The sequence below is a fragment of the Ferrovum myxofaciens genome, from assembly GCF_013181415.1.
GTDB lineage: Bacteria > Pseudomonadota > Gammaproteobacteria > Burkholderiales > Ferrovaceae > Ferrovum > Ferrovum myxofaciens.
Map to the genome: position 1 here is coordinate 51,800 of NZ_CP053676.1, position 25,992 is coordinate 77,791.

Here is a 25,992-nt window from a genome sequence, read left to right on the forward strand (position 1 = left end):
ATACGCCGGGCACTGGCCATGATCAGGCCGAATGCTTCCCTGCGTCAGATCTATGAATCCGGTTTGGCACGGCAGTATGCAGACTGGCTTGCCGGGATGAATGAATCCATCGCAATCAGCCGAAATCTTCAATCTCTCGGGTTACCTGGGGCATGGAGTGTCGGGCGAGTGCAGACCCCGACACTTGCCCTGCTGGCTAAACCTCCCCATGTCTAAAGACAGGGGGTTCTAAGGGCGAACCCGCTGGGGTCTCCTGGCTCTCGTCTTGCGACTACAGCATCCAGGCCATGACCAGCGGCAAACCCTCTATTACAAACGACCTGCTCTAACGGTGTTACCACCGTGATTTTGCCTGAAGGCTCGATCTTCGCAGGTTCGGAACGCAGCCACCCCGTTTGCAGCAGCACAGGTTTCTGAGCCGCCCACATCGTTTCGATATGGGATGGGTGGTGCGTGTTGCTCATAACGCAGCGTGCGAGGAATGCGGAATACACATCCCGTTGCACAACTCCCGATCCATCCCCCAGCACATGCCACCGCTGACTGAGCGGCTTCTTTGTGAAAACTCCGGTGGTGTGGTCGTACTGCGACATTTTCAGCGACCAGGTGTGCAAATCAATCAACTGGCCGCCAGCACTTTCAGCCTTGCGACGCAATTGTTCGACAAACATTCCGGGTGCTCTGACTTTCACGCTCTTGCCATAATTCTTCTGGAAGGCGATATAAGACAGGGTTTCGGACTGGATGACATTACCCAGCCCGAGAATCTGGTTGGCAAGTTCACCATGGGCGCGTTTGCGCTCAGCCGCCAGTTTGCGCTCCACTTCCGCATACTCAGTGCGGATTGCCGTGTAGTGTTTGCTCGGCGCGAACTTCTGGCCTTTTTTCCATGTGCCGTTCGCGTTAAAACAGAGCGGGTTCGTGGCTCGCTTAGACCTGTCCATGGCACGTTGCAAGCGGCGGGTTTCTTTCCATGGCTGAACCACGGTATCGCAGAATTTCACCAGCGCTGCGGAGTTGTCGCCGACCACAGCAACCGTGCTCGGACCGATGTCCAGACCAACGATTTCGCCACAAGCCTGCTCGTGCTTTGCCGGGGCGATGCCTTCCTGCATGAGTTGCACAAACCAGCGGCGTGAGCCGGAAACAACGCGCCACAGCACGCGGCAATACTTTGTCTTATTGGTGAGCGCTTGGTGCAAATACGGGTCTTGTGTTTTGGAGGGTAGCAAGGCCGGTAGCGTGAGGTCGCCAAACTCGATACAGCCCGTTTCAGGCTTCCAGATGATGTTGGCCGCATTGGTGGTTGCCTCAAGCGAATGCAGGGGGCGGGAAGCACCTTTAAAACGTGGGCGACCGCGTTTACCAAAGGCGTATTGCTGCACGGCTGCGAACACCTGCTCCGCGATGCGCTGGGTTACGTTAGAACCAAGCCGGTCTTTCCATCCCGCTTCATTTTTGCAGGTACGGGCAAAGGTGATGATGGCCGCAGGCGTGAACCCTGCTTCTTTCGAGAGCCGCTTAAACTCGTCGGAGCGCAATTTCTTGTCGGCGATGGTGCGGGTGTGCTGCCAGTCTTTGGACTGCTTCAGCAAGCCATGGCGGCGTAGTGCTTCGCCTAAAATGGCGTTGTACAAACGCCTACCCGCCTCCATGCGCCCGATCAGTATCCGGTCTTCACCGGGTTTCACAACCAGGGGAATGCTGAGAACAAAGGTGGGCGTGGCGGTGCGTTTCATTTGTGCTTTTGCTGCTCGATATATTGTTTAACCACCTCAAGCGGTGCGCCGCCTATCGTCGATACAAAGTAACTATTCGTCCACAAGGTCGGTAGCCGCGACTTTATCCACTTAAACTCTTCACGTATCAATTTGGATGACCTGCCCTTCATCAACTTAATCAGCCGGTGTATTCCGAACTGGGGGTCAACCTCTACCAGTAAATGTACATGATCCGGCATAACCTCAAGTTCCAATATTTCACATTTATACTCAGTAGCAACGTCTTGTATAATTTCTTTCAGACGAACGTCAACGCCCTTCACTAAAACCGAACGCCGATACTTAGGACACCAAATAACCTGGTACTTACAGGAGTAAACTACGTTCAGGTTGCTCTTGTATTTTATAGTGTAATCGTTCATGTACTAATTATACAGATACTAGATATATAACGCAAGACAAATCTAAGTCAAAACCAACTTCCCGCTTTCCTCCCCATGGCTAAAGCGAGGGGATTCTCGCGGAGATGGGTTGAAGCAGCTCAAGAACTCTATGAAGCGAAACTGGCTACCTATCCTCGTACTGATTGCCCCTATCTGCCCATGGAATTGCGTGACAAGGCAGAGAGTGTCATGGCCGCCATCGGATTTGAGGGTCATGAAGCCATAGACCTTACACGAACCCATGTGGCTTGGGACACCAGTAAGGTGGAGGCACACCACGGCATAATTCACACGGGACAACTTTCAGAAAATTCGGTTCTTTCCCAGAATGCCAGAAATGTCTTCAGCCTGATTTGTGAATCGTACGTGCGGCTTTTCATGGCCCCGGAGATAACCGACCCCGGGACCACTGCCCTGCAGGAGGATTCCTTGGCCGATATCGCGGCCTCGCGCGCCACCATGGCCGATTTCATGGGTGGACAAATTCAAACCGTTCGACGGCTTTCAGAGACTCTAAACTTGGGAGTAAATGGGATGCGCGCTAAAAATATAACCAAGGCCACATTGTCGGGGATTTTACTGTCCGGAACTACGGTGGAGGCCCAGGCGGCTGCATCCAATGTACTCACCGGAATCCAGAATATGGTGCAGAGTTCGTCGGCCGGGTGGATGTCGGCGTCTCTGTCGCTGGCCCAGAATCTGTTCGTCGGGCTGGCGGGTATCGAGATCGCATGGACCGGGATTCACTGGGTCCTGAAAAAAAATGATCTATCGGACTTTATCGCGAGTTTTGCTCTCAAAATGATTTCGATCCTGTTCTTTTATATGCTCCTTGGATTGGCCCCCACCTGGATCCCCATGATCATCAACAGTTTTGCCCAGGCCGGGCAAATCGTTGGCGCATCGGGAGGGGGAGGAATTCCCCCAGTTGTAACACTTGATCCCTCGGGAGTCTTTGAACAGGGCATGACCGTCTCTGGAGCAATCTGGACCGCTTTTGGGAATGCATCGGCTGCAATGGGAATCGGCCAGACATTTGCCGGAGCTTTGGCAACCCTGCTTGGATCGGTTTTTGCCATCATCGCTTATGGGTTGCTGGCCCTGCAAATTCTGATCACCAATATCGAGAGCTACATCATTATCGGTGGCGGGGCCTTGCTACTGGGGTTTAACGGGAGCAAGTGGACCCAGGTATTCGCTGAAAAGTATCTCGGATATGCAGTCAGCGTCGGGATCAAACTCTTCGTTCTATACTTGATCGTTGGCTTGGGACAGAATCTGGCCACTACCTGGGTGACACAACTCGGGACTTTTACGCCGGAAACAGTCATACAGGTCGGTGCTGCTGCACTGATCTATGGGGCCATGGGGATCATGGTGCCTGGTCTTGCAGGCTCGATGCTCAACGGTTCTCCCAGCATGAGTCTGGGCGGAATGATGGGTGGGGCAGCCGCCGCTGCAGGCGGATTGGCCGGTGGGGCAATGTTGGGCGCGGGACTTGCCACTGGTGGAGCCAGTAATCTCGGCAAGTTGGCCAGTCTTGTGGCAAGCGGAGGAAAAGATGTTGCCGGTGTCAGTAATTTCGGGTCTGGTGGAGCCGAAACCTTGGCAAAACTTGGAGCACAGGCTTCATCAGGATCTCACTCTTCGTCGATTTCTGGCGGGGGTGCTCCGGGTGGATCAGGAGCCCCGTCCACCGGGAACATGGATTCGCTTGGGTCGGGAACCAGCGCTGGGGCGGGGTCAAGTTCTGGGCAGAATCCATCCTTAATGCAAGCCGGGATGGAATCACTCGGGCAGTCCCAAGACGGAATCGCCAGACATGAAGGAGGGAGTGGCGGTATTCAGATTCGGCTCGGGCATTCGGAATAATTTCCCCCGACATTATTTACGACACCTGAACTTTAGACATTTGCCTCTCCCAGCCACCCAGGATTTTCCATGGTGGTGAGGTGGAGAAAACACAAAAACAGGGCGATTCGACAATGATGGACAGGGGGTTGCGCGCCTCAGCACTGCAATCGTTGATCCTGAGTGGGGAAAGGCATCACGAAATTCCCCGACTTCGGGTTGTCGCTGTGCGCACAAGGTGAGGCATGGCGTACGGGAAGTCCGATAAATTGGATGCGCATCCACTGACCGAAAAGTCCCGCCGTGATCATTGCTCCCTTGCGCCAGGGCGCGATTTCCATCAGCGGGAAGGATTCCCACAGTTTCAGGGCGAGCAATTGGGTCAGTGCATAGGCCGTGGAACGAATCTGCATCCACAGTTCCAGAGCCCCCTTCGATTGTTGCCACAGGTTCGCCACCCCCCACCATCGCTTCAGGTTGTGGAACAAAGGCTCGATACCCCAGCGTTCGGCGTAGATTTCCACCACGGCCTGAGCCGACAATTCCGTCTCGGTGGCCAGAATCAGGCGCGGACGCGACCAGGTATTGTCGTCCTGACGCATCTCGCACCACACCGCCCGCACGGGCACCCCCTTCAGGAATCGCGCCACGGTGATGGCCGAGCGCAGCCGGACCCGTTGCAGTTTGCCGTACAGCATCAGATTCATTTCCTGCGCTGGCAATGTATCCAGCATGGCTGCATCGAGCCGCTGCCCGTATTTTCGTTTCGGCCCCCGGCGTTTCGGTTCTGGTTCCGGAGGCAGGTAGAGTGCCGTATCCCGTCGCACCTGACCAATGATGCGTACCCTCTGTTCGAGCAAGGGTAGAATCAAACTCTTGCGCATGAACCAGGCATCGATCAGCAGACGCGCTTCCCTGACATTCCCTCTGACCGACTCGATCAACTGCCGAGCCACCCAGAGTTTGCCGCGTTGGCCGGATTCTTCGACCAACCAGGAACGAATTGGGATGGTCAGCGCCGAACCCAATCGGACCCGCACCACCAGGGCCAGTGTGACCCAACCTTGACTGTTCAAAAAGGTGGGCCGGTTGGCCTTGTGGCTGTGATCGTGTTTGACGCTGATCCCCGGTCCCTTCTTCGCGCAACGAGGAACCAGCGTATCGTCGATGATCAGGTTGACCAGTTCGTTTGGAAAAACTCTTTGCGTCAATTGCAGCAATTGAATGGACAAGTCGGCGACCGAGACATTCGCCCGCTCGATCAGTTTGTAGTAGGTGGTCCAGTGCGCCTCGCGGCGAATGGCACCGATGGCACGAGTGACCCAGCCTTCCGGGTTGAGCATGCAACCGATCAGAAGTTCGACAAAGGTTCGGCGGGAACGGGGTGGAACGGCGGCCAAAAGAAAGGAAATCCATTCCGAGAGCAGCAGACAGACCGAGGAGGTGAGCGACATGAAGAGGGATCAGGGGTTGAAAACCCTTCATTGGTCGCTGCGCTACCCGCTTCAAAAACAACCCCGAGCGGGTAGCGCAGCGACCTCGCAAACCGGATTTCATGTCAAGTGTTTTTTGCATTTTTTTTGAAAATATTTATCGCGCAGATGGGTGCCTTCGGTATTTGGAAAAACCCGCGAATGTCTAAAGTTCAGTTACGACACGAAATTTCCGATATCTGAAGTTGATCTGTAACTCGTCAATATTTTGCAACCTACAACTCTGCGGCTTTTCCGGCATCTTGCTCCAATCTAATTTCATTAGACTATGAACAACGGCTATTGAGAAGGTAATATGCGCAAGTGGTGGGCCGTTCTGTGCCCTCTGCGGCCATTGGCCTTTGCGATTCCACAGACGGCTACCGCCTCATTGCTGCCGGATGAACTGTCATGGGTTCAAAGGCAGGTATCTGAGTTGAGCGGACGTTTGGCGCGTCAACCTACGGACTGGAGTTCGGCCTGAACGGTCATTGAGGGGAAAGTCACTTGAGCGCGTCTGGCGAAAAAATCTGGCTCGGGGAATCTGAGCGGCCGCTTACCGAAAAATGTTACCTGAATTCATGTTCGTTATAGGAAAACTTTCACCTGAGATCGAGCAGGACCCCGGAAATGGTGGTATCAACACCGGATTTGAACATAAAAACCATATCAAAGTTCCGCCCAGGTAGAGCGGCATCGACACGACCTTGAATACCCAGTTAAGTAAGAACGAGGAGTAGAATAAATACGCCGCCCAGCGCACTGACCAAATAGGTCAAGGAAAACTGCGCAGTATAAAACAGGGCAATCACGATTATCGCGCCAAGATCGTCGATCACGGCGAGTGCCGTCAGGAATATCTTCAGTGACGCCGGCACCCGACTGCCTAGCATGGGGCCAGCGCACCCAAGGCAAAGGCGATGTCTGTCGCCATCGGTATGCCGGTTCCAGCTTGAGTCGGGGTTCCTGTGTTCAGCATGAAATGAATCAATGCCGGGACACTGATTCCGCCGAGTGCAGCCGCTATCGGTAACAGCGCATTTTTTGGGTTTGAAAGTTCACCGTTATAAAGTTCGCGCTCAAACTCCAGACCCGCACACAGAAAAAAATGCCATCGACCCGTCGTTCACCCAGTGTTCCATGGTCAGGCCAGCGATAGTGATATACCAAAAATTCAGACAGTCATGTTCCAGGGATGAATTGGCCAAGGCAAATGACGCAAGGGTCCAGAAAATCAGGAAAATACCGCTCGATTTTTCAGATTCGAAAAAATTGTTGAAGGTTCTGGAAAGCATTATTTGAATGTTCGTCATGGGTTTTGGGTACGACAGAGCCGTATGAATGGGTCAGTATAGGTCATTGATCGCTTCTGTAAAAAGGGTCATGAACTTTGATTTTGGGGATTGTCTCTTCAGAGAGACAGGGGTAGTTCTGTTTGTATTCAGCGGATTAGAACCTGATTCTTAACAAATTCTTAACATGGTGTCGCCAAACAGCGACATATTGCCTGGGGTAAAAGTATAAAACTCCAGTTGATCCCCTGGTAATATTTATAAAATCCATTTAAATCATTATGATAATAGTTATCCATGGTTTTGGTATAATAATTGCTTGTATATTTCAAGATGAACCTGTAACAACCTTGCGCTTTTCTGGCTCATGCCAGAGGATAGCGGGTGCGGGGGGGATAAAGGAGAAGGGAAACATGAAAGTTGAGACGCATTTTCCAAAGTTGAATCCGACTGAGTTTCTGGTATTGGCCACTGATTTGGATGGTACCTTGCTGGCCGGCCCGCTGCCTGCTCGTCGTCATCTGCGCGAGTTGTTTAGAGGGAACATGCCAGGTTCAAAACTGATTTTTGTGACGGGTCGTGGTCTTGAGTCGGTGTTGCCGGTCTTGAATGACCCTACTGTGCCAAGACCCGATTACATCATTGCCGACGTGGGTGCAACCGTCGTTTATGGTGATAGCCTGCTGGCGGTCATGCCACTGCAGCAGGAAATTGCCGCAGCTTGGCCGGGCACCCAGAAAGTACTCGAGGCACTGGTTCCGTTTACCTACCTTGAGCAGCAAACCGTACCACAGGAGCGCCGATGCTCATTCTTTGTACAGGAAGGTCGGATTGACGATGAATTGCGGCGCACCGTTAACGAGTTGGGCTGTGAACTTCTTTTCTCCGCACAACGATATCTTGATGTACTTCCCAAGGATATCGGAAAAGGCTCTACCTTACGACGGCTTTGCGAACAACTTGAATTTGACTTTGAAACCATACTGGTGGCAGGTGACTCGCTCAATGATTTGTCAATGTTTACGACCGGATTTCATGGTGTTGTCGTGGGTAATGCCGAACCTGCCTTGGTTGAAGCCGTGCGGCAACTGGAACACATTCATCTTGCCGTGGGTGATGGGTGCGCGGGGATTCTCGAAGGACTGACGCATCATCAGTTGCTGAGCGGTGAAAAACCCGCGATTGCCGACTATCTGGGGGAGGCTGATCTGGTCATGGTGTATCACCGCCTTCCCTTTGACGAGACCAGCGAGGGGAAGAGACAACGACCCAAGAGTCCCAATGGCATCATTCCTACCTTGCTCAATTTTTTTTCAAGTGGGATTACCGGTTCGTGGGTTGCATGGTCGCAACAACTCACTCGCGAACCAGACGGGTTCGATGCGCGGGTCGCTGTGGACAAGAAACGTTATCCAAACCTGCGTGCAGCCCGTATTCCGTTGACGACAAACGATATCGACCTTTTTTACAAGAAGTTCTCCAAAGAAGCATTTTGGCCCATCATTTTTTCATTTTCTGACAAAGCCATATTTCAGCACACGCACTGGGAGCATTATCTAGAAATCAATGAAATTTTCGCCAAAAAAACCGCCGCTGAGGCATCCAAGGGCGGTCTGGTTTGGGTGCATGACTACAACCTGTGGATGGTGCCCGCGTTTTTGCGAATGCTTCGCCCCGATTTGAAGATTGCGTTTTTCCATCACACGGCCTTTCCCTCATCGGATGTGTTCAATATTATTCCTTGGCACCGAGAAATCATCGGAAGTTTGTTGCAATGTGATTACATTGGGTTTCATATTCCACGTTATGTCGAAAATTTTGTCGATGCTGTGCGCAGTTATGCGCCCACTGAAATTCTGGATACGACGCCGTGTGCCCCCCGGTTTCTTACCTACGGCTGTGCACTTGGCGTTGACTCGGCGACCAGTGGCATAAAGGTGGCCGGTCGAAATATTCGCCTGGGGGCACATCCTGTCGGGATCGACTGTGACCAGATCGATCACATCTTGCAGAAGGCCTCGGTGCGCCGCAAAATCAAGAGCATTCGCACTGAGTTGGCCGGACGGTCTGCCATTCTTTCGCTCGAACGGCTCGACTATGTGAAAGGTTCGCTCGAAAAATTGCTTGCGTTCGAGGCGTTGCTCGACAAACATCCGGAACTGGCTGCCAAAGTGGTCTTACTGAATTTCGTAACCCCAGCGGCGCAGGGCATGGAAGTGTACCAATCGTTGCGCGTTGAAGTCGATCAGTTGGTCGGGCGCATCAACGGTCGATTTTCGACGCTTGACTGGACCCCGGTAAGATATTTTTACCGTTCGCTTCCCTACGAAGAGGTAGTTGCCTATTATGCCGTCGCCGATGTGGCATGGATAACGCCGTTGCGCGATGGCCTCAATCTGGTGGCAAAAGAATATGTGGCAACGCAGGGGAGCGTTGGTGGCAATGGAGCCCTCGTGCTGTCCGAATTCGCAGGAGCCGCAGTGGAATTGCACGGTGCCTTGCTTACCAATCCCTATGATGCGACCAGTATGGTGCAAACCCTCCACTCAGCGCTCACGCTGGCGGCGGATGATCGCGCATACCGCATGTCGCGTCTGGTTTCAATCGTGCGTACCAATGATGTACGTGCCTGGGGTGAAACTTTCCTGAATGCGGTGAACGCTGGTTGATGGTGGGAATGACATGGCCTGCAACGGTCAAGACATGGTGACTCCGTAGGCTTGAAGTGAACAGGCTCTAGCGGCCGTTCGCCAGCCCCTCAACAACTTTTAATGTGAAAGATGTGTGATTTTGGACGAGCATGATCCTGACCTGACGTGACCGCAAATCAAAAAATTAAGGAAGAGGTTGGCTCAGGCGGGTGCTGACACAAACCCATGCTTGACCAACATCTGTAACCAGCGTGGTGCATTACGCGTCACCATCAAGGCATCATAATCCACCGTCTTATCAACAAGCTGTTGTGTATAATCACGCAACGATTTAATCAGCCTGAGCAATACCGATGTAACTCACCTTTTCTCCAAACGCCTGTACGTCGCAGGCCGCCACATCCCAATTTAATTTCGCAGTTCCGCTGCCCCCATGCATGTGCGGGCGGTGCTTTTATTTGTTAGAGAAAATCGATGGACATCAAAAATCTTTCCGAAGCCAGAACCAATTTATTAAGTGGTATAACCGTCGCACTGGCGCTGGTTCCCGAAGCGATTGCTTTTGCGCTGGTGGCGCACGTACATCCGCTGGTAGGTTTGTATGCGGCATTCATGGTAAGTCTTATCACTTCGCTGTTTGGTGGGCGTCCCGGCATGATCTCTGGTGCCACAGGCGCACTGGCCGTGGTGATGGTGGCGTTAGTGGTGACCCACGGAGTGGAATATCTATTTGCCACGGTGGTGCTGATGGGCGTGCTGCAAATCTTGTTCGGCTTGGCCAAATTTGGCAAATTTATTCGGATGGTGCCGCATCCGGTGATGCTGGGCTTCGTGAACGGTCTAGCCATCGTGATCTTTCTTGCGCAGATGGGGCATTTCAAAGTCACCGCTCCCGATGGTACGACGAACTGGATGCAGGGCACACCGCTCTATACCATGCTGGGATTGATCGCGTTAACCATGATGATCATTTATTTTCTGCCTAAGCTAACTACTGCCATTCCATCCACGTTAGCAGCCATTGCGACCGTCTCGGCGTTGGTGATCTTTGCCGGTATCGACACAAAAACGGTAGGTGATTTGGCTTCCATTAAAGGCGGGCTACCCTCATTTCACCTGCCCGACGTGCCGCTGAGTTTTGATACATTGAAGATCATCTTTCCTTACGGCCTGATCCTCGCTGGAATCGGCCTAATCGAATCGCTGCTGACATTAAACCTAATCGACGACATGACGCAAACGCGTGGCAAACCAAATCGCACCTGCGTTGGTCAAGGTGTAGCCAATGTTGTCACCGGTTTCTTTGGCGGCATGGGTGGCTGCGCGATGATCGGGCAGAGCATGATTAACGTCACCAACGGCGCAGTGAAAAATCTCTCCGGCATCGCTGCCTCACTATTTTTGCTGAGCTTCATTCTGTTCGCCTCGCATTGGATCGAAATGATTCCGCTAGCTGCACTGATTGGCTTGATGTTCGTTGTGTCGGAAAAAACATTCGAGTGGGGCAGCTTTCGTCTATTCGGGAAAGTACCTCACGCTGACTTGTTGGTTGTAATCACGGTAGCTGCGGTAACGGTAATGACGGATCTTGCCATCGCCGTGATCGTCGGTGTGATCATTTCAGCATTGGTATTTGCATGGCAGCACGCCAAGAACATCGAAGTGCACGTCACCACCGAGGAGCATGGCTGGAAAGTGTATGACCTGCATGGCTCACTGTTCTTCGCATCGACACAAAATTTTATTGCGCTGTTTTCTCCTCAGGACGATCCTGTTGAGGTGGTAATTGATTTCAAGAATGCCCGCGTCAAAGATCATTCTGCACTGGAAGCCATCGACCTATTGGCTGCTCGCTACACTCAACGAGGAAAGAAGTTGCACCTGCGCCACCTGAGTCCCGATTGCCTGGAATTGCTCAACAAAGCTAAAGGCATGATCGAGGTGAACGTATTGGAAGACCCGCTATATCATCCAGCGGACAACCGCCTTGGATGATCAACAGGCATTCAATCTCGCGAATTCCCATTAGGTTGACGGTCTTTTGTCAGCAATAAAGCAGCCGTTCAAATGACAGCATATCTGGGTGGACGTGTGACCGCAATCGCCTCAGAACTGCCGTTTCAGCAATAGGCCCAACCAACTGCGTTTTTCGAAGGTCAGGCACAAAGGTCGAATTTCAATCAGGATGGCGAGTCTTTAATCAGCTTCGATCGATCAAAAAAATAGTCCGATCCAACCTCTGATTGCAAATAGCCCAAAAAAATAATGGCCATTCTGTCCACATGAATCCCTGGTGGGTTACCATCGAATTTTTACCCAGACCGAATGGACAATCCGTGACTGCCCTGTCTGACCTGCTCGCCTCTTACCGCCAGATTGCCCAGACCCAGCGTGAGAAAGGGACCTACTTCGAGAAGTTGATCCTGTGTTATTTAAAGGCGGAACCCAAATATCGGGACCTGTACCAAGACGCCTGGATGTATGAGGACTGGGCACATCGCCAAGGTCGAACGGGTCAGGACAGCGGAATCGACCTGGTGGCTGAAGTACGCGGGACGGGAGAGTTTCACGCCATCCAGTGCAAACTGTATGCCGAAGATTACAAACTCCAGAAGGGTGACATCGACAGTTTTCTGGCGGTTTCGGGTAAAACCATCTTTACCCACCGGGTTGTTTTCAGCACCTGTCTGCATTGGAGTCACCACGCCGAAGATGCCATTCAGGGACAGTTGATTCCCGTCAGCAGGATTGACCTGGCGGATCTGGAGAACAGTTCCATTGACTGGTCCCAATACCAGCCGGATACCACGGTTACCCTCAAACCGAGGAAAGTGCTGCGGGATCACCAGAAGTTTGCCTTGCGTGCCGTTCAGCATGGACTGGCAGATGCCGACCGGGGCAAACTCATCATGGCCTGCGGGACGGGCAAGACCTTCACCAGTCTCAAAATTGCCGAGGTTTTGGCTGGACGGGGAAAACAGGTACTGTTTCTGGTGCCCAGTCTGTCCCTGCTGTCCCAGAGCCTGACGGAATGGACACAGGAAAGTGATCTTCCACTGCACAGTTTTGCCGTCTGCTCAGACAGTGATGTGGGTAAGACAAAGCGGAAGAATCTGGAGGAAGATAAGGTTGAAACCTTGCTCCATGAACTTCGTTACCCCGCCACCACCAGTGCGGGAAATCTGGCTCAGGCCGTTCATAAAAGACGGGATGACCAGGGGATGACGGTGATCTTCAGCACTTATCACTCCATTGAGGTCATACACCGGGCGCAGAAGGAGCATGGCCTTCCTGATTTTGACCTGATCGTATGTGATGAAGCCCACCGCACTACAGGGGCCATTTTTGATCAGGAGGATGAAAGCGCTTTCGTCAAAATTCATGACGGGGAGTACATAAAAGGGGCCAAGCGTATCTACATGACTGCCACCCCTCGGATTTATGGGGAAATAGCCAAGAGCAAAGCCGAGACGGAGAATGTAGCCCTCTGTTCCATGGATGATGAAGCCCTGTACGGAAAGGAACTGTTCGTCATCACCTTCTCCGAAGCGGTACAACGGGGCCTCCTGGTAGATTACAAGGTGATCGTGCTGGCGGTGGAAGAATCCCATGTGAATCGCCGTTTACAGGCGTTGTGGAAAGACGAGAATAATCAACTCAAGGTGGACGACGCTGCCAAGATCATCGGCTGCTGGAAAGCCCTGTCCAAGCAGGGCCTGATGGATCAGGGTGACGATGGGGAAGCCATGCGCCGGGCCGTAGCCTTCTGTCAGGTGATTGAAATCCAGAAAGGAGCCAAGACCCACAAGGTCAGTTCAAAGCAGATCGCCACGATGTTCAAGGCCGTGGTGGATGCCTATCAAGAGAGCGAAGAAACTTTTGAACAGGTGATTTCTCCACTGGCCTGCGAAGCGGAGCATGTGGACGGGAGCATGAATGCCAGCGAGAAGGATGAAAAACTCTCCTGGCTCAAGGCAGAGTCCCCGGACAACACCTGCCGGATTCTGAGTAATGTGCGCTGCCTGTCCGAAGGGGTGGATGTTCCCGCCCTGGACGCCGTGTTGTTTCTGACTCCCCGGAATTCTCAGGTAGATGTAGTGCAGTCGGTGGGCCGGGTGATGCGTAATGCCCCCGGCAAGAAACGGGGTTATGTGATCCTTCCCGTGGTGATTCCCGCAGGTGTGGAACCCAACAAAGCCCTGAACGATAACAAGACCTATGCCGTGGTGTGGCAGGTTTTACAGGCTCTGCGCTCTCACGATGACCGTTTTGATGCCATGGTCAATAAACCGAATTTGACTGGCTGTGATCCTCGGAAGATAGAAGTCATCGCCATCACCGACAAAATCCAGAAGAAGCAGGAAAAACCCAAGAGAAAAACCAACAGCGAGGCGGGGAAAGGTGGTTTTACCATTGGCGAACCTGCGCCCAAGCGGTATCCCAACGAAGATCAGGGCGAACTTCAGTTCGAGATCGGAGAAATTGAACGGGCCATCTATGCCAAATTGGTCCAGAAGGTGGGGAACCGCCACCACTGGGAAGAATGGGCCAACGATATTGCCAAGATTGCCAATACCCACATCGACCGCATTACCGGGATTCTGGAGAGCCCGGACTACCCCTTGGAACGGGAAGCCTGCGCTGGACTGGGTGGTGGAGCGCCAGTGCCTCAAAACAGACAAGGACAGCGGGATCGTGTCGGATGCCAATGACTGGGCGGTGGAAACCATGAAGAACCCGCGTTACCCCCTTGAGTTGGTCCAGAGGGTCATCACTGTCAGTCTGGAGACCGTGAAGATTGTCAATGGACTGCCAGCAATTTTTGGAATTGATGCGTGAGGAAATGGATTTTTAAAGTGTAATGTTGAACAGCATGACTTTTATGTAAGGGATAGCCCCATGAAACATGAAAAAGAAGTGCAGCCTGCAAGAATCACATATTTGCGCGTTGAAAATTATAGAGCCCTCAAGCAGGTCGAGTTGAAAGAGATAACTCCGATGACGGTTTTGCTCGGTCCAAATGGCAGCGGCAAATCCACGGTTTTTGATGTATTTGCATTTTTGTCGGAGTGTTTCGAACTTGGCTTGCGCAGAGCCTGGGATCGTCGGGGTCGCTCCAAGGAATTGAAGACTCGGGGTTGTGAGGGTCCGGTGGTGATTGAAATCAAGTATAGGGAGCCAGGTTTTCCAGTGATCACTTATCATCTGGCGGTAGATGAACGGAAAGGCGTCCCGATTGTGGTCGAAGAGTGGTTGCAGTGGCGTCGTGGAAAGCGTGGCAAGCCCTTCCGCTTTCTAGATTACAAGGAAGGTTTAGGTCGCGCCATTAGCGGAGAACTGCCGGACGAACAGGATACACGAATTGAAATTCCTCTAAAGTCACCAGATTTAGTAGCAGTGAATGCGTTGGGACAGTTTGCTGATCATCCCAGAGTGGCGGCGCTAAGGGATTTCATCACGGGATGGTATGTTTCCTACCTTTCTGTCGATGAAACAAGAAGTCAGCCGGAGGCAGGTCCACAGGAAAAGTTATCCAGGACTGGCCATAATGTTGCCAATGTCATTCAATTTCTTGCCGAGCAATATCCAGACAGGCTAGAGCATATCTTTAAGGTATTGCGCTCGCGAGTGCCGCGTATCGAACGGGTACTTGCAGAAGCGATGCCGGATGGGCGCTTACTTTTGCAGATCAAGGATACGCCGTTCGAACATCCGGTTCTGGCACGCTTCGCTTCCGATGGCACCCTCAAAATGCTGGCCTACCTTGTGATGCTTTACAACCCATCGCCATCCTCGTTCATCGGAATCGAAGAACCGGAGAATTTTCTTCATCCCCGCCTGCTACCCGAGTTGGCAGAAGAATGTCGTGCGGCTTCAGAGCGAGGACAACTGCTGATCACAACTCACTCTCCCTTTTTTGTTAATGCACTCCGTCCTAATGAAGTGCGCATCCTATATCGGGATGATCATGGTTATACCCAGATTGTTCGCGCCTCTGATATTCAGGGGATATCCGAATTCATCTCAGAGGGGGCATCGTTAGGACATCTGTGGCTTGAAGGACGCTTTGGCATAGGTGATCCCATGGTCAATCAAGGAGGTCCATCACTTCGCAAACGGGGAAAAGCATGACTGTTGACCATCTGGAAATCTTGGTGGAAGAACCTTCCATGGAAGCATTTTTGCAGTCATTGCTCCCAAGAATGCTACCGGTTCATGTGAGTTTTAGTATCTATTCATATCAATGTAAAGATGATCTACTCTGTAAATTGCCGAGCCGCTTAAGGGGGTACGCAGGATGGCTTCCGGAAACATCACTCATCGCGGTCATTGTGGATCGTGACGACGATGATTGTTCTGTTTTGAAGCAAAAAATGGAAAAAGTGGCTGAAGAAGCAGGGCTGAGTACCCGATCAAACCAAAATAATGGGCACTGGAAAGTTGTGAACCGTATTGCCATTGAAGAATTGGAGGCGTGGTATTTCGGTGATTGGGAGGCAGTGCGTGAGGCATATCCAAGGACAAATGCAACCATCATCAGAAAGGAAGGATTTCGCGATCCAGATTCCATTCCTGGAGGGACTTGGGAGGCGTTCGAGCGGGTATTGAAAAAATCCGGTTACTTTAAAAATGGTTTAAGAAAAATCGAAGTGGCTCGGATTCTTGGTGAACGAATCGATCCGCAACTTAATCGATCACGAAGTTTTCAGGTATTCAGAGAAGCATTGTTGGAAGTGATCTAAAGTCACTTGGGAGCAATCAAGGGAGTGGTTTCTATTGTTCTGATGGATGGGGACAATTTTGGGACAATCAGAATGAGTTTGGGTGAGACGAAATGAGAAAAACGGGGACAAAACGGGGGCAGTGAGAGGCTTGAAACTTCAAAAAACACAACTTATGGGAAAAACGTCAAGAATTATGTTATTTTAACTTATTGATTTGTATGTGATTTTATGGTGGGCGGTACTGGGATCGAACCAGTGGCCCCTGCCGTGTGAAGGCCATTGAACGATAATTTAATCAACTAACTATTTAAAAAAACAATACGTTGCACTCCAAAGGAATGCATCAGTTGGCAGTGTTTTACACCAAATTTACACCGGAAAGTTGTTATAGAAGTTACTGAACCTTAGACATACATACGCCTCTCCCAGCCACCCAGGATTTTGCGAAGCGTCGCTTCGTCCCTGCGAACTGCTTTTCCATGGTGGTGAGGTGGAGCAAACACAAAAACAGGACGATTCGACAATGACGGACAGGGGGTTGCGTGCCTCAGCACTGCAATCGTTGATCCTGAGTGGGGAAAGGCATCACGAAATTCCCCGACTTCGGGTTGTCGCTGTGCGCACAAGGTGAGGCATGGCGTACGGGAAGTCCGATAAATTGGATGCGCATCCACTGACCGAAAAGTCCCGCCGTGATCATTGCTCCCTTGCGCCAGGGCGCGATTTCCATCAACGGAAAGGATTCCCACAGTTTCAGGGCGAGCAATTGGGTCAAGGCATAGGCTGTGGAGCGAATCTGCATCCACAGTTCCAGAGCCCCCTTCGATTGTTGCCACAGGTTCGTCACCCCCCACCATCGCTTCAGGTTGTGGAACAAAGGCTCGATACCCCAGCGTTCGGCGTAGATTTCCACCACGGCCTGAGCCGACAATTCCGTCTCGGTGGCCAGAATCAGGCGCGGACGCGACCAGGTGTTGTCGTCCTGACGCATCTCGCACCACACCGCCCGCACGGGCACCCCCTTCAGGAATCGCGCCACGGTGATGGCCGAGCGCAGCCGGACCAATTGCAGTTTGCCGTACAGCATCAGATTCATTTCCTGCGCTGGCAATGTATCCAGCATGGCTGCATCGAGCCGCTGCCCGTATTTTCGTTTCGGCCCCCGGCGTTTCGGTTCTGGTTCCGGAGGCAGGTAGAGTGCCGTATCCCGTCGCACCTGACCAATGATGCGTACCCTCTGTTCGAGCAAGGGCAGAATCAAACTCTTGCGCATGAACCAGGCATCGATCAGCAGACGCGCTTCCCTGACATTCCCTCTGACCGACTCGATCAACTGCCGAGCCACCCAGAGTTTGCCGCGTTGGCCGGATTCTTCGACCAACCAGGAACGAATTGGGATGGTCAGCGCCGAACCCAATCGGACCCGCACCACCAGGGCCAGTGTGACCCAACCTTGGCTGTTCAAAAAGGTGGGCCGGTTGGCCTTGTGGCTGTGATCGTGTTTGACGCTGATCCCCGGCCCTTTCTTCGCGCAACGAGGAACCAGCGTATCGTCGATGATCAGGTTGACCAGCTCGTTTGGAAAAACTCTTTGCGTCAATTGCAGCAATTGAATGGACAAGTCGGCGACCGAGACATTCGCCCGCTCGATCAGTTTGTAGTAGGTGGTCCAGTGCGCCTCGCGGCGAATGGCACCGATGGCACGAGTGACCCAGCCTTCCGGGTTGAGCATGCAACCGATCAGAAGTTCGACAAAGGTTCGGCGGGAACGGGGTGGAACGGCGGCCAAAAGAAAGGAAATCCATTCCGAGAGCAGCAGACAGACCGAGGAGGTGAGCGACATGAAGAGGGATCAGGGGTTGAAAACCCTTCATTGGTCGCTGCGCTACCCGCTTCAAAAACAACCCCGAGCGGGTAGCGCAGCGACCTCGCAAATCGGATTTCATGTCAAGTGTTTTTTGCATTTTTTGAAAATATTTATCGCGCAGATGGGTGCCTTCGGTATTTGGAAAAACCCGCGAATGTCTAAAGTTCAGTGAAAATCGATTAAACTGGCATCAATATCGTTCACTTCATTCGTTGAGAATTGCGATTCCATGGAACCAGCCGTAACCACAGACCCGATGGACGAAGAACGCGAAGTCGCGCGATACGAAGACTTGCGAAGCTGTGCCAACCGGGCCTTATGGACGATTGATCTTCAAATTCGCAGACTGCGAGACTTCGCGGTAGACATGGAATCCGGGAACCAATTCGTCCTTCAACAAGTCTCGGACGCCGAGTTCTTGATTCTGTCGCTCGAAAGGTTGCTCGCCGTGTCTCGTCTAATCGATCCAATGACTGCGGGCTCGTTGCAGCCAGCTATTGCTGACTTCGAGAACGCGCTTCCAAATTTGCGTCTGGCCAGAAATGTTATTTCTCACATCGACGAGTACCTAAGCGGCAAAGGGAATGACAAGTCGGTTCGTATAGGAGCAATTAGTACCTACCTATTTGGTCATGATATCGTTGAAAATTCGGGATTTGTGTTCAACCTGGATGCGGCGCAAACAGTAGCTGAAGCACTATTCAAAGCAATCCAGTCAAATGTCCCGGTTTCAGTCAAGAATCGGATTGAGCACGTCGCCAAAATGTGCCGCTGAACGACAGGTATTGGGATATCGTGACCGGCGAGCACCACAGGTTTGAAATTCAGACCCACACTCTGTGCGTAATCGTCGACTGATTTTGGAGCATAATCTTCTTCTATAACCTAGGCTAGGAAGCGAGCCATGCGCATCGAATTCGTTGAGATTGCCAACTTTAGAAAACTATTATCGACCCGAGTTGGGTTTTCTGCCGAAAGAACCGTTTTTGTTGGTGCCAACAACAGTGGAAAGACTTCGGCCATCATGGCGCTGCGTTATTTCCTCGTCGATCGAGAGCGATCTAGTTTTTGCTTCAATGACTTCACGCTTACCCATTGGCCAACGATCAACGCGATGGGCGCTGCCTGGGAGGCGACGCATGTCGCGAACCTGCCGCTGCCCGAGCCTCAATGGGATCCGGTGTTGCCATTCCTCGATGTTTGGCTTCATGTTGCCGATAACGAAGTTCGCTACGTCCCAAAGATCCTGCCTACCCTCGATTGGGATGGTGGACGGCTGGGTGTGCGCATGCGCCTCGAGCCGAAGGACGCCGCGCAACTCCAGTACGAATATGTAACGGCACGGTCCGAGGCGTTGACACTGCAGGCGACCGGCGCTGCCCTGGCTGCGGAGCAAGGCAAGGCGGCAGCCGATTTTCAGGTGGCAATCTGGCCGCAAAACCTTGTCGAGTTCCTGCAGCGCCGGTTGGCAGCGTTCTTCACGGTTAGTGCTTACGTGCTCGATCCGGCCGGCTGCGTTGATCCGGAGCATGGCATTGCCAAGCCACAGGCGCTCAATGGAAGTGAGCCAATCGACGGCGACCCGTTGCGCGGTCTCATTCGCATCGACGAGATCAGTGCCCAGCGCGGCTTCGGTGTGGCGGGTGAGGACAACGACGACGAGGCCGTCGTTACCATCAGCGGGTCGCGGAAGCTGTCAGGTCAACTCCGCCAGTACTACATTCGCCATCTCGATCCTTATGAGAATCCGGACGCGCAAGACCTCCTTGCACTCAAGGCGATCGAGGAAGCCCAGAAAGCCTTCAACCTGCGGCTTAGCGACGGCTTCAAGAGTCCGCTCAAGGAAATGCACAAACTCGGCTATCCGGGCGTTACGGATCCTAAGCTGAACATTTCGACACGACTGCGCCCCGTTGAAGGACTGAACCACGACGCTGCCGTGCAATTTGTCGTGCCAATCCATGACGGCGAAAACGCCATCGACCTATACCTACCGGAGGATTCCAACGGACTGGGTTACCAGAACCTCATCTCTATGGTCTTCCGCCTTATGGCCTTCCGAGACAGTTGGATGAGGGTTGGCAAGGCCAAGTACAAGAGTTCCGAGGACACGATTGTCCCACCTTTGCATTTGGTGCTGATCGAAGAGCCAGAGGTGCATCTTCACACCCAGGTCCAGCAGGTTTTCATCCGCCAAGCGCACAAGATTCTGCGCAACCACGTCTACCTCGGTGGGAGCCAGAATTTCGTGACGCAGATGGTCGTCAGCACGCATTCGAGCCACATCGCCCACGAGTGCGAGTTTGATTCCCTGCGCTATTTTCGCCGCCTAGCAGGCGGCGAAAATGCCATCCCGACTTCGTGTGTGGTCAACCTGGAAAACGCGTTCGGCGCCGATCCAGACACCAAGCGCTTCGTGACCCGCTACCTGCGCGTTACCCACTGCGACCTGTTCTTTGCCGATGCCGCAGTCCTGATCGAGGGGCCGGCCGAACGAATCCTCGTGCCCAATTTTGTGAACTACCATCGGGAGTTCGAGAAGCTTTCGGAGAGTTACATCACTTGGCTTGAAATCGGCGGCAGCCATGCCCACAAGCTGCGCAGCCTGATCGAGAAAATCGGGCTCACCACGCTGGTCATCACCGACATCGATTCCTGCGATGCCGAGGGCGCCAGCGCGCCGCCGGTGCGGGGCGCTGGCTGCACGACCCGCAATACCACCCTGCGGACGTGGTGGCCTGTCATCAACGACCTCGACCCGCTGCTCGACAAGCCCGAGAACGAGAAGGTCAAAACCTATGCGGACGAGAATTTCTCAGTACGCGTTGCCTACCAGTCGCCCGTCCAGGCGACGTTCAAAGGCGCTACTGCCGAAGCGCTTTCCTACACCCTGGAAGACGCGATAGTGATGGCGAATCTCGATCTGTTTAAGACATTGCGAGGGACCGGTCTCATCGCCAAGTTTCGCACCGCCATCACAGATAGCGCCGATCTGAATGCCCTGAGTGTGTCACTCAAGACCGCGCTCAAGGATGGGGGAAAAGCTGAATTCGCACTAGACCTGCTCGAGATCGAAGACCCGCTTTCGCTGAAACCCCCGGCCTACATCCGCGATGGTTTGCTGTGGCTGGCAGCCCAGCTTGAGCACAAACAGGTCGAGCTGGGGCTCGCTCAAGTGGCAGGCGAAGAAGGCGTCGAGGCGACCGCTGCTCCTGAGGGAATTGCGGCGTGAACAATGTTGCCACAACACCGTCGAACGTTACGCTCGACGATCATGTAGAAGAGGAACTGGCCGAGTTCCTGAGCCTAGAAAAGCCCACGAGCTTTTTCCTGTTCGCTGGCGCCGGTTCGGGAAAAACGCGCTCACTTGTGCACGCGCTGAACTATTTGGCGAAGACCTACTGCGATACGCTTCGTCTGCGCGGACGGCAGGTTGCCGTTATCACCTACACCAATGCAGCATGCGACGAGATTACGCGGCGCACCAAATACGATCCGCTGTTCGTGGTGAGTACCATCCACAGTTTCGCTTGGTCCCAGATACAGGTGTTCAATACAGACATCCGCGCTTGGCTGAAAGATAACCTGCAGCGCGAGATCGCCGACCTTCAAGCCGAAGAGGAGAAGGGGCGAGCTGGCACCAAGGCGTCGGCCGCCCGTCAAGCCCAGATCGAGTCCAAGAAGCGCCGGTTAGACCGACTCGCCGGCATTAAGACCTTTACCTACAACCCCGGTGACGACAACCACGAGTGCAACGCGCTGAACCACAGCGAGGTCATCAAGATATTCTCGACGTTCCTGCTTGCGAAACCGCTCATGCAGCGCATGTTCGTCGAGAAGTTTCCGTTCTTGTTGATTGATGAGAGCCAGGACACGAACTGCGCACTCATTGACGCGCTGCTCGTGGTGCAGAAGGCGTATGCCGATCAATTCTGCCTGGGCCTCATCGGCGACACGATGCAGCGCATCTACCCGGATGGCAAAGAGCGGATAGAAAATGAGATACCCCATAGTTGGGCGACGCCGGAGAAAAAGCTAAACCACCGATGCCCCCGGCGCATCGTGCGGTTGATAAATCAGATTCGTAGTTGCGCCGATAATCACAAGCAGGAGCCGCGCGATGACCAGCTAGAAGGCTGGGCGCGGCTCTTTGTGTTTCCGGTCGATGCACCGGACAAGCCTGCCTTGGAGCGGAGGGCCCGTGACTATATGGCGGTGCTGACGGGCGATCTGGACTGGACTGACGCCAGCAAATGCAAAATACTGACTTTGGAGCATCACATGGCAGCCCGGCGAATGGGCTTTCTGCAGATGTTCGAGGCGCTGGCTTCCGTGGATGATTACCGGACGGGCTTCCTCGACGGCAGTTTTGCCCCAACCCGGTTCTTCACCCACCACGTCCTACCGCTAGTCACCGCTCAACAGAATGGCGATAAGTTCGCCGTGACCAAACTAGTGCGGGAAATCTCCCCGCTGCTGAGCAAGGAAACCTTGAAGGGTAACGACAAGCCTATTGCGCAGATCCGCGTCGCTCAGGCTGCCATCGACAGCTTGATGGCCCTTTGGGCCAATGGCGAACCCACCTGCGCTGCGATTGCCGCGAACATCGCCGAAACCAATCTTTTCGCGATCCCTGACAGCCTCAGAGCCGCCTTGGCTGCGAAGCAGGTTGTGCCGGCAGAGACACCCGACGACGAAGAGGCTGACCCTGTCAGCGCTCAGATCGCAGCACTCGTTACGTTTCTCGACTGCGAATTCTCGGAAATCGCACCATACGCGGCGTACGTCACGCACGAGGCTCCATTTGATACCCATCAGGGGGTGAAGGGGTTGGAGTTCGAGCGCGTCATGGTCCTGATGGACGACGGGGAGGCCCGAGGATTTTTGTTCGGTTACGACAAACTGTTAGGCGCTAAAGCGCCCACAGCCGCCGACATCAAGAATACCAGGGAGGGCAAGGAAACCTCCGTCGATCGCACGCGGCGCCTATTCTATGTGACCTGCAGTCGTGCTCGATCTAGCTTGGCTCTCGTGACCTATTCTTCCGACCCCACTGTAGTTCGGGCGCATGTCATTACAAATGAATGGTTCTCTGCGGACGAAGTACTTTCCGAGGTGCCTTAACGAAAACGGCCGTTCTCGAGATTTTGGTGGCGCGCTTAGGGTCGGGTGCTGCCTCTCCGCGTGGTCGATGCCTGCCCCGGAAAGCGATCGTTGAGTTAGCGCTGATCCTGAGGGTCATCGTCGCGAAAAGTAGCCATTCGTTATTGGTAGTGTGAAGTGGACCCCTCTGTCAAGACAGTGCGACCGGCAGCTACGGCCGAACTGTCGACAGACGATTTATCTGGATAGCTTTCAGAGCCAACCATATTTTGCACGAAACTGCGTGAAATTTTTACCGACCTGAAAGACTCTATCCAACCTCAGAATGTAAATAGCCCATTATTGGAATGGTTGATCCAGACTCTGGAAAAACAGCAAGAGATCGTGCTGGATGAGGATATCCATCGGAATGTGGGTAAGCGGTTCTGTGTCTATCGCCCCAGATCATGGTCTGGTCTGGAGTTCTTTGGTCTTCTGTTTTCCCCAACCTCGTTTTGTACGATGCCTTGCAAATCTCCGTTCAGAACCCGAATTCCTAGTCGTGTAGCCTCACGGGTTGCCCTCTCCCGAAACTCGCTGCTACCGGTGATATCCACTTTTCCGCCATACTTCTGAGCAGCGATTCTCAGGGCAGCCTCCAGACTATCGTCACCCTTGTCGTGCATCACGATCCGGGGTCCAGTGTCGGTAAACCTGACACGGCCATCCTTCCCCGTGTAAACCACGAGTTGTCGCCGTCGATCCAACTGTGCATCGAGTTGGGCCACCGTCAAACTGCATAACGGATCCAACTCCTCACCCTCGATGCCATCTTGAGACTTGGATTTTACTCGCTGTTCCCGGTAACGGATCCCACGGAGAGCTGCCAGGGCAGCCTCATCACCCTTTTTCGCTTGAGATTCCAGCCATTTTCGCCATACCTCAGAGTGTGGGAGCATTGCTGTCATGGCTTTTCGTTCTGCTGCCTGTCGTTTTTGCAGGGCTTCGCGCTGAATTGCCGCATGATACGCCCAGAGAGAAAGTGCAAGTTCTGGTGATTTTCCCTGTTTTGTAGCATCGGATCGCACTTGGGCGCGGGTCTGACGCTGCTCGTCCAGCAACTCGCGCTTTTCATTGTTGTGACGATCACGCAGTTCTACGCGACGCAAAGGTTTTTCGATCCTGATGAATTTCTGTTCTGCCTTGAATCTTTCTGCAAGCGCCTTGCGGGCTTGTTCTCGGGCTGCTCTGCGAATTACCCGGTCACTATCCTCCGCTTTATCGTAGGGTTTCCGCTCATCCGAATAATTTTTCCTCCGCTCCTCAATGGTGTTTTGGTATTTGTGGTTTGGGGGGAATGAGATATTTGAGGGCACAAACGCTCCCAATTTCTTTTCCAGTTCTGCTTTGCTGGCCCAGCGGCCCATCTGGGATGCCTTGCCTGCCAACACGCGACCATCTTCGAGGGTCGTAGTCACGATCATTCCTGATCCTTTCGGCTGGATCGAAACGCCATGCTGTGCGAGACAGTGATGCACATCCTGCCAGGTCACTTCAGGCTGTTGCAGAACCTTCTTGAGATCCTGCGCCGGTTCCTTGGATGCCCATGACTGAAACGAATGATCGTCCCCGATATTTATTTCAGCGCGACGCGCCCGTTCACTGATACGTGCACCATCTTCCTTCAATAATCCTCGTTCCCGTCGTTCGGCTCGGCTCATCCGGACAATTTTTGGACCTTCCTTGGTATCAAGGGTGATGTAGGGGCCGTTTGCCCGCCCATAGCCGAATTCTATTTCAAGTTCTCGCATACACCGGTCAAGGATGAAATAGTCTTTCTTGAACGGTGGTGAGATTGCGAGAAGCCTAGTAGGGTGCACCCGGTTGATGACCAGATGCACATGATCGTTGTCGGTATCCCGGTGAATAGACCATGCCGCCTGATGTTCCTCGTAGCCCAGAGCCTTCATGACATGATCGCAGGCATGTCTGGCTTGTTCCGGAGAGGGATGTTCACCGTCTTGCCAATTGATGGCCACATGATAAACCGGGTTCCCCTTGAACCTTCCTTTCCTTTGGCACTCATCCGCCGTTGATTCAAGGACACAGGAAATGTCATCGGCATAGGCCACATTATTTTCTGCCAGAGTGAAGTAGAGTTCATCCTGGGACACATTGATCTCCCCCCCTTCCAGTTGTTGCCCTTCAGGGAGTCTGTTTTTTGCTCCGGCACGCATGATGTAATTCAGGGCTGGACGGAACCCTTTGCCGGGAGTTCCGTGCCTCAGTGTGATCACTTTGGCCAACATCACTTTTCTCCTCGTAACATCTTGCTGGTGCGTTGCAGTTCAACAATGGTCTTCCAGTACAGTTTCCGGTCCTCGGCAGAGGCCCAGCTTTTCCCCTTTGGATAAAGGTGTCTGAGCATCCGACCCAGTTGGTCAATTTTTTTCCCGTTTATCGCATCCGTATGGCTCGGCACTGGCTGGTTGAGAGCACGGTTCCTGATCAACTCGGAGAGAGTCATCCCTGCGCTGTTCGCCTGGTTCCCCAAGTCCTGCTTCTGTTCTTCCGTGAGACGGACGAACGCGATGGAATTCATCTTTGGTTTTGGTTTGTTCATACCTGTCCCTCACCGTAGGTTTTATGTGTTCATACATCTACTCTGTCGTTGGGGAACATCCTGTATGTTTGATAGGAGACTTCTGGGAGAAACCTGGGGGCTGAGCGTTGAGGCAAAATCCGTACAAGGTAAGGTGCCGTCTGACAACTTCCCGCTTCGCTTCCAGTTGCATCCGGCCCCACTTGGTCAGGCTCCGCCCGACACCCAAAATAATCCGAGCATGTTCTCCGCGGTTCCCTTGTCGCACGTCCCATAAAACCCGGTT

Annotated in this window: 18 protein-coding genes and 2 pseudogenes; 12 read left to right on the forward strand and 8 right to left on the reverse strand. The window is 53.1% G+C overall.

The features are described from left to right. Positions 1-18 precede the first annotated feature (18 nt). The gene (locus tag HO274_RS13425; RefSeq protein WP_420537417.1) at positions 19-216 is read left to right on the forward strand and encodes a DNA topoisomerase; all 198 of its coding nucleotides are present in this window, start codon (positions 19-21) and stop codon (positions 214-216) included. On the opposite strand, the gene HO274_RS00335 is transcribed toward HO274_RS13425, so the two are convergent. Together HO274_RS00335 and tnpA are read right to left on the reverse strand one after the other, a co-directional pair. Then, positions 213-1,739, reverse strand: coding sequence for a transposase (locus HO274_RS00335; protein WP_273120501.1), 1,527 nt, complete (start codon positions 1,737-1,739; stop codon positions 213-215). The two genes, HO274_RS13425 and HO274_RS00335, sit on opposite strands and share 4 nt — an antisense overlap. Continuing rightward, on the reverse strand, positions 1,736-2,143 hold the full coding sequence (gene tnpA / locus HO274_RS00340; protein WP_031598455.1) for an IS200/IS605 family transposase: 408 nt from the start codon (positions 2,141-2,143) through the stop codon (positions 1,736-1,738). Before tnpA ends, HO274_RS00335 begins: the two co-directional genes overlap by 4 nt. A gap of 75 nt (positions 2,144-2,218) precedes the next feature. Here tnpA and trbL point away from each other — a divergent pair, with 75 nt between their 5' ends. Then, entirely contained in the window at positions 2,219-4,036 is a 1,818-nt protein-coding gene (trbL, locus tag HO274_RS00345) for a P-type conjugative transfer protein TrbL (protein ID WP_273120503.1), read from the forward strand. Between the two features lie 137 nt (positions 4,037-4,173). Here trbL and HO274_RS00350 read toward each other — a convergent pair whose 3' ends face one another. After that, positions 4,174-5,469 carry an IS701 family transposase gene (locus HO274_RS00350; RefSeq protein WP_273120504.1) on the reverse strand — a complete coding sequence of 432 codons (1,296 nt, stop codon included), beginning with the start codon at positions 5,467-5,469 and terminating at the stop codon, positions 4,174-4,176. 334 nt (positions 5,470-5,803) lie between these two features. Between HO274_RS00350 and HO274_RS00355 the strand changes: the two genes are divergently transcribed. Beyond that, a complete protein-coding gene (locus HO274_RS00355; protein ID WP_273120505.1) occupies positions 5,804-5,971 on the forward strand; it encodes a hypothetical protein in 168 nt (55 codons plus the stop codon). Positions 5,972-6,206: 235 nt separating this feature from the next. On the opposite strand, the gene HO274_RS00360 is transcribed toward HO274_RS00355, so the two are convergent. Then, positions 6,207-6,380 carry a Na+/H+ antiporter NhaA gene (locus tag HO274_RS00360; protein ID WP_273120506.1) on the reverse strand — a complete coding sequence of 58 codons (174 nt, stop codon included), beginning with the start codon at positions 6,378-6,380 and terminating at the stop codon, positions 6,207-6,209. Beyond that, positions 6,374-6,800, reverse strand: a pseudogene (locus HO274_RS13430) (Na+/H+ antiporter NhaA). The gene HO274_RS00360 and the pseudogene HO274_RS13430 overlap by 7 nt, the downstream one beginning before the upstream one ends. Positions 6,801-7,192: 392 nt before the next feature. On the opposite strand from HO274_RS13430, the gene ggpS reads away from it, so the two are divergent. From ggpS to HO274_RS00390, 6 genes and pseudogenes are all read left to right on the forward strand, one after another. Continuing rightward, positions 7,193-9,448: a glucosylglycerol-phosphate synthase gene (gene ggpS / locus HO274_RS00365; RefSeq protein ID WP_273120507.1), complete on the forward strand. Its 2,256-nt coding sequence runs from the start codon at positions 7,193-7,195 to the stop codon at positions 9,446-9,448. A 456-nt stretch (positions 9,449-9,904) separates the two neighbouring features. After that, positions 9,905-11,425 (forward strand): SulP family inorganic anion transporter, encoded by a 1,521-nt coding sequence (locus tag HO274_RS00370; protein WP_273120508.1) that lies wholly within the window; start codon positions 9,905-9,907, stop codon positions 11,423-11,425. A 341-nt stretch (positions 11,426-11,766) separates the two neighbouring features. Beyond that, a pseudogene (locus HO274_RS00375) lies at positions 11,767-14,067 on the forward strand (restriction endonuclease); the annotation flags it as partial. A 16-nt stretch (positions 14,068-14,083) separates the two neighbouring features. Beyond that, positions 14,084-14,269, forward strand: a complete 186-nt coding sequence (locus HO274_RS00380; RefSeq protein ID WP_273120510.1) for a hypothetical protein — start codon at positions 14,084-14,086, stop codon at positions 14,267-14,269. A 60-nt stretch (positions 14,270-14,329) separates the two neighbouring features. After that, positions 14,330-15,562, forward strand: coding sequence for an AAA family ATPase (locus tag HO274_RS00385; RefSeq protein WP_031595217.1), 1,233 nt, complete (start codon positions 14,330-14,332; stop codon positions 15,560-15,562). Then, the gene (locus tag HO274_RS00390; RefSeq protein WP_062188176.1) at positions 15,559-16,173 is read left to right on the forward strand and encodes a DUF4276 family protein; all 615 of its coding nucleotides are present in this window, start codon (positions 15,559-15,561) and stop codon (positions 16,171-16,173) included. The genes HO274_RS00385 and HO274_RS00390 overlap by 4 nt, the downstream gene beginning before the upstream one ends. Before the next feature lie 529 nt (positions 16,174-16,702). Here HO274_RS00390 and HO274_RS00395 read toward each other — a convergent pair. Beyond that, on the reverse strand, positions 16,703-17,998 hold the full coding sequence (locus HO274_RS00395; protein ID WP_273120511.1) for an IS701 family transposase: 1,296 nt from the start codon (positions 17,996-17,998) through the stop codon (positions 16,703-16,705). 253 nt (positions 17,999-18,251) lie between these two features. On the opposite strand from HO274_RS00395, the gene HO274_RS00400 reads away from it, so the two are divergent. From HO274_RS00400 to HO274_RS00410, 3 genes are all read left to right on the forward strand, one after another. Further along, a complete protein-coding gene (locus HO274_RS00400) occupies positions 18,252-18,797 on the forward strand; it encodes a hypothetical protein (protein WP_273120512.1) in 546 nt (181 codons plus the stop codon). Between the two features lie 129 nt (positions 18,798-18,926). After that, positions 18,927-21,254, forward strand: a complete 2,328-nt coding sequence (locus tag HO274_RS00405; protein WP_273120513.1) for an AAA family ATPase — start codon at positions 18,927-18,929, stop codon at positions 21,252-21,254. Further along, positions 21,251-23,146, forward strand: coding sequence for a UvrD-helicase domain-containing protein (locus HO274_RS00410; protein ID WP_273120514.1), 1,896 nt, complete (start codon positions 21,251-21,253; stop codon positions 23,144-23,146). The genes HO274_RS00405 and HO274_RS00410 overlap by 4 nt, the downstream gene beginning before the upstream one ends. A gap of 410 nt (positions 23,147-23,556) precedes the next feature. On the opposite strand, the gene traI is transcribed toward HO274_RS00410, so the two are convergent. Both traI and HO274_RS00420 read right to left on the reverse strand, forming a co-directional pair. Continuing rightward, a complete protein-coding gene (traI, locus tag HO274_RS00415) occupies positions 23,557-25,413 on the reverse strand; it encodes a TraI/MobA(P) family conjugative relaxase (protein WP_273120515.1) in 1,857 nt (618 codons plus the stop codon). Next, positions 25,413-25,727 carry a plasmid mobilization protein gene (locus tag HO274_RS00420; protein WP_273120516.1) on the reverse strand — a complete coding sequence of 105 codons (315 nt, stop codon included), beginning with the start codon at positions 25,725-25,727 and terminating at the stop codon, positions 25,413-25,415. The genes traI and HO274_RS00420 overlap by 1 nt, the downstream gene beginning before the upstream one ends. Positions 25,728-25,992 lie beyond the last annotated feature (265 nt).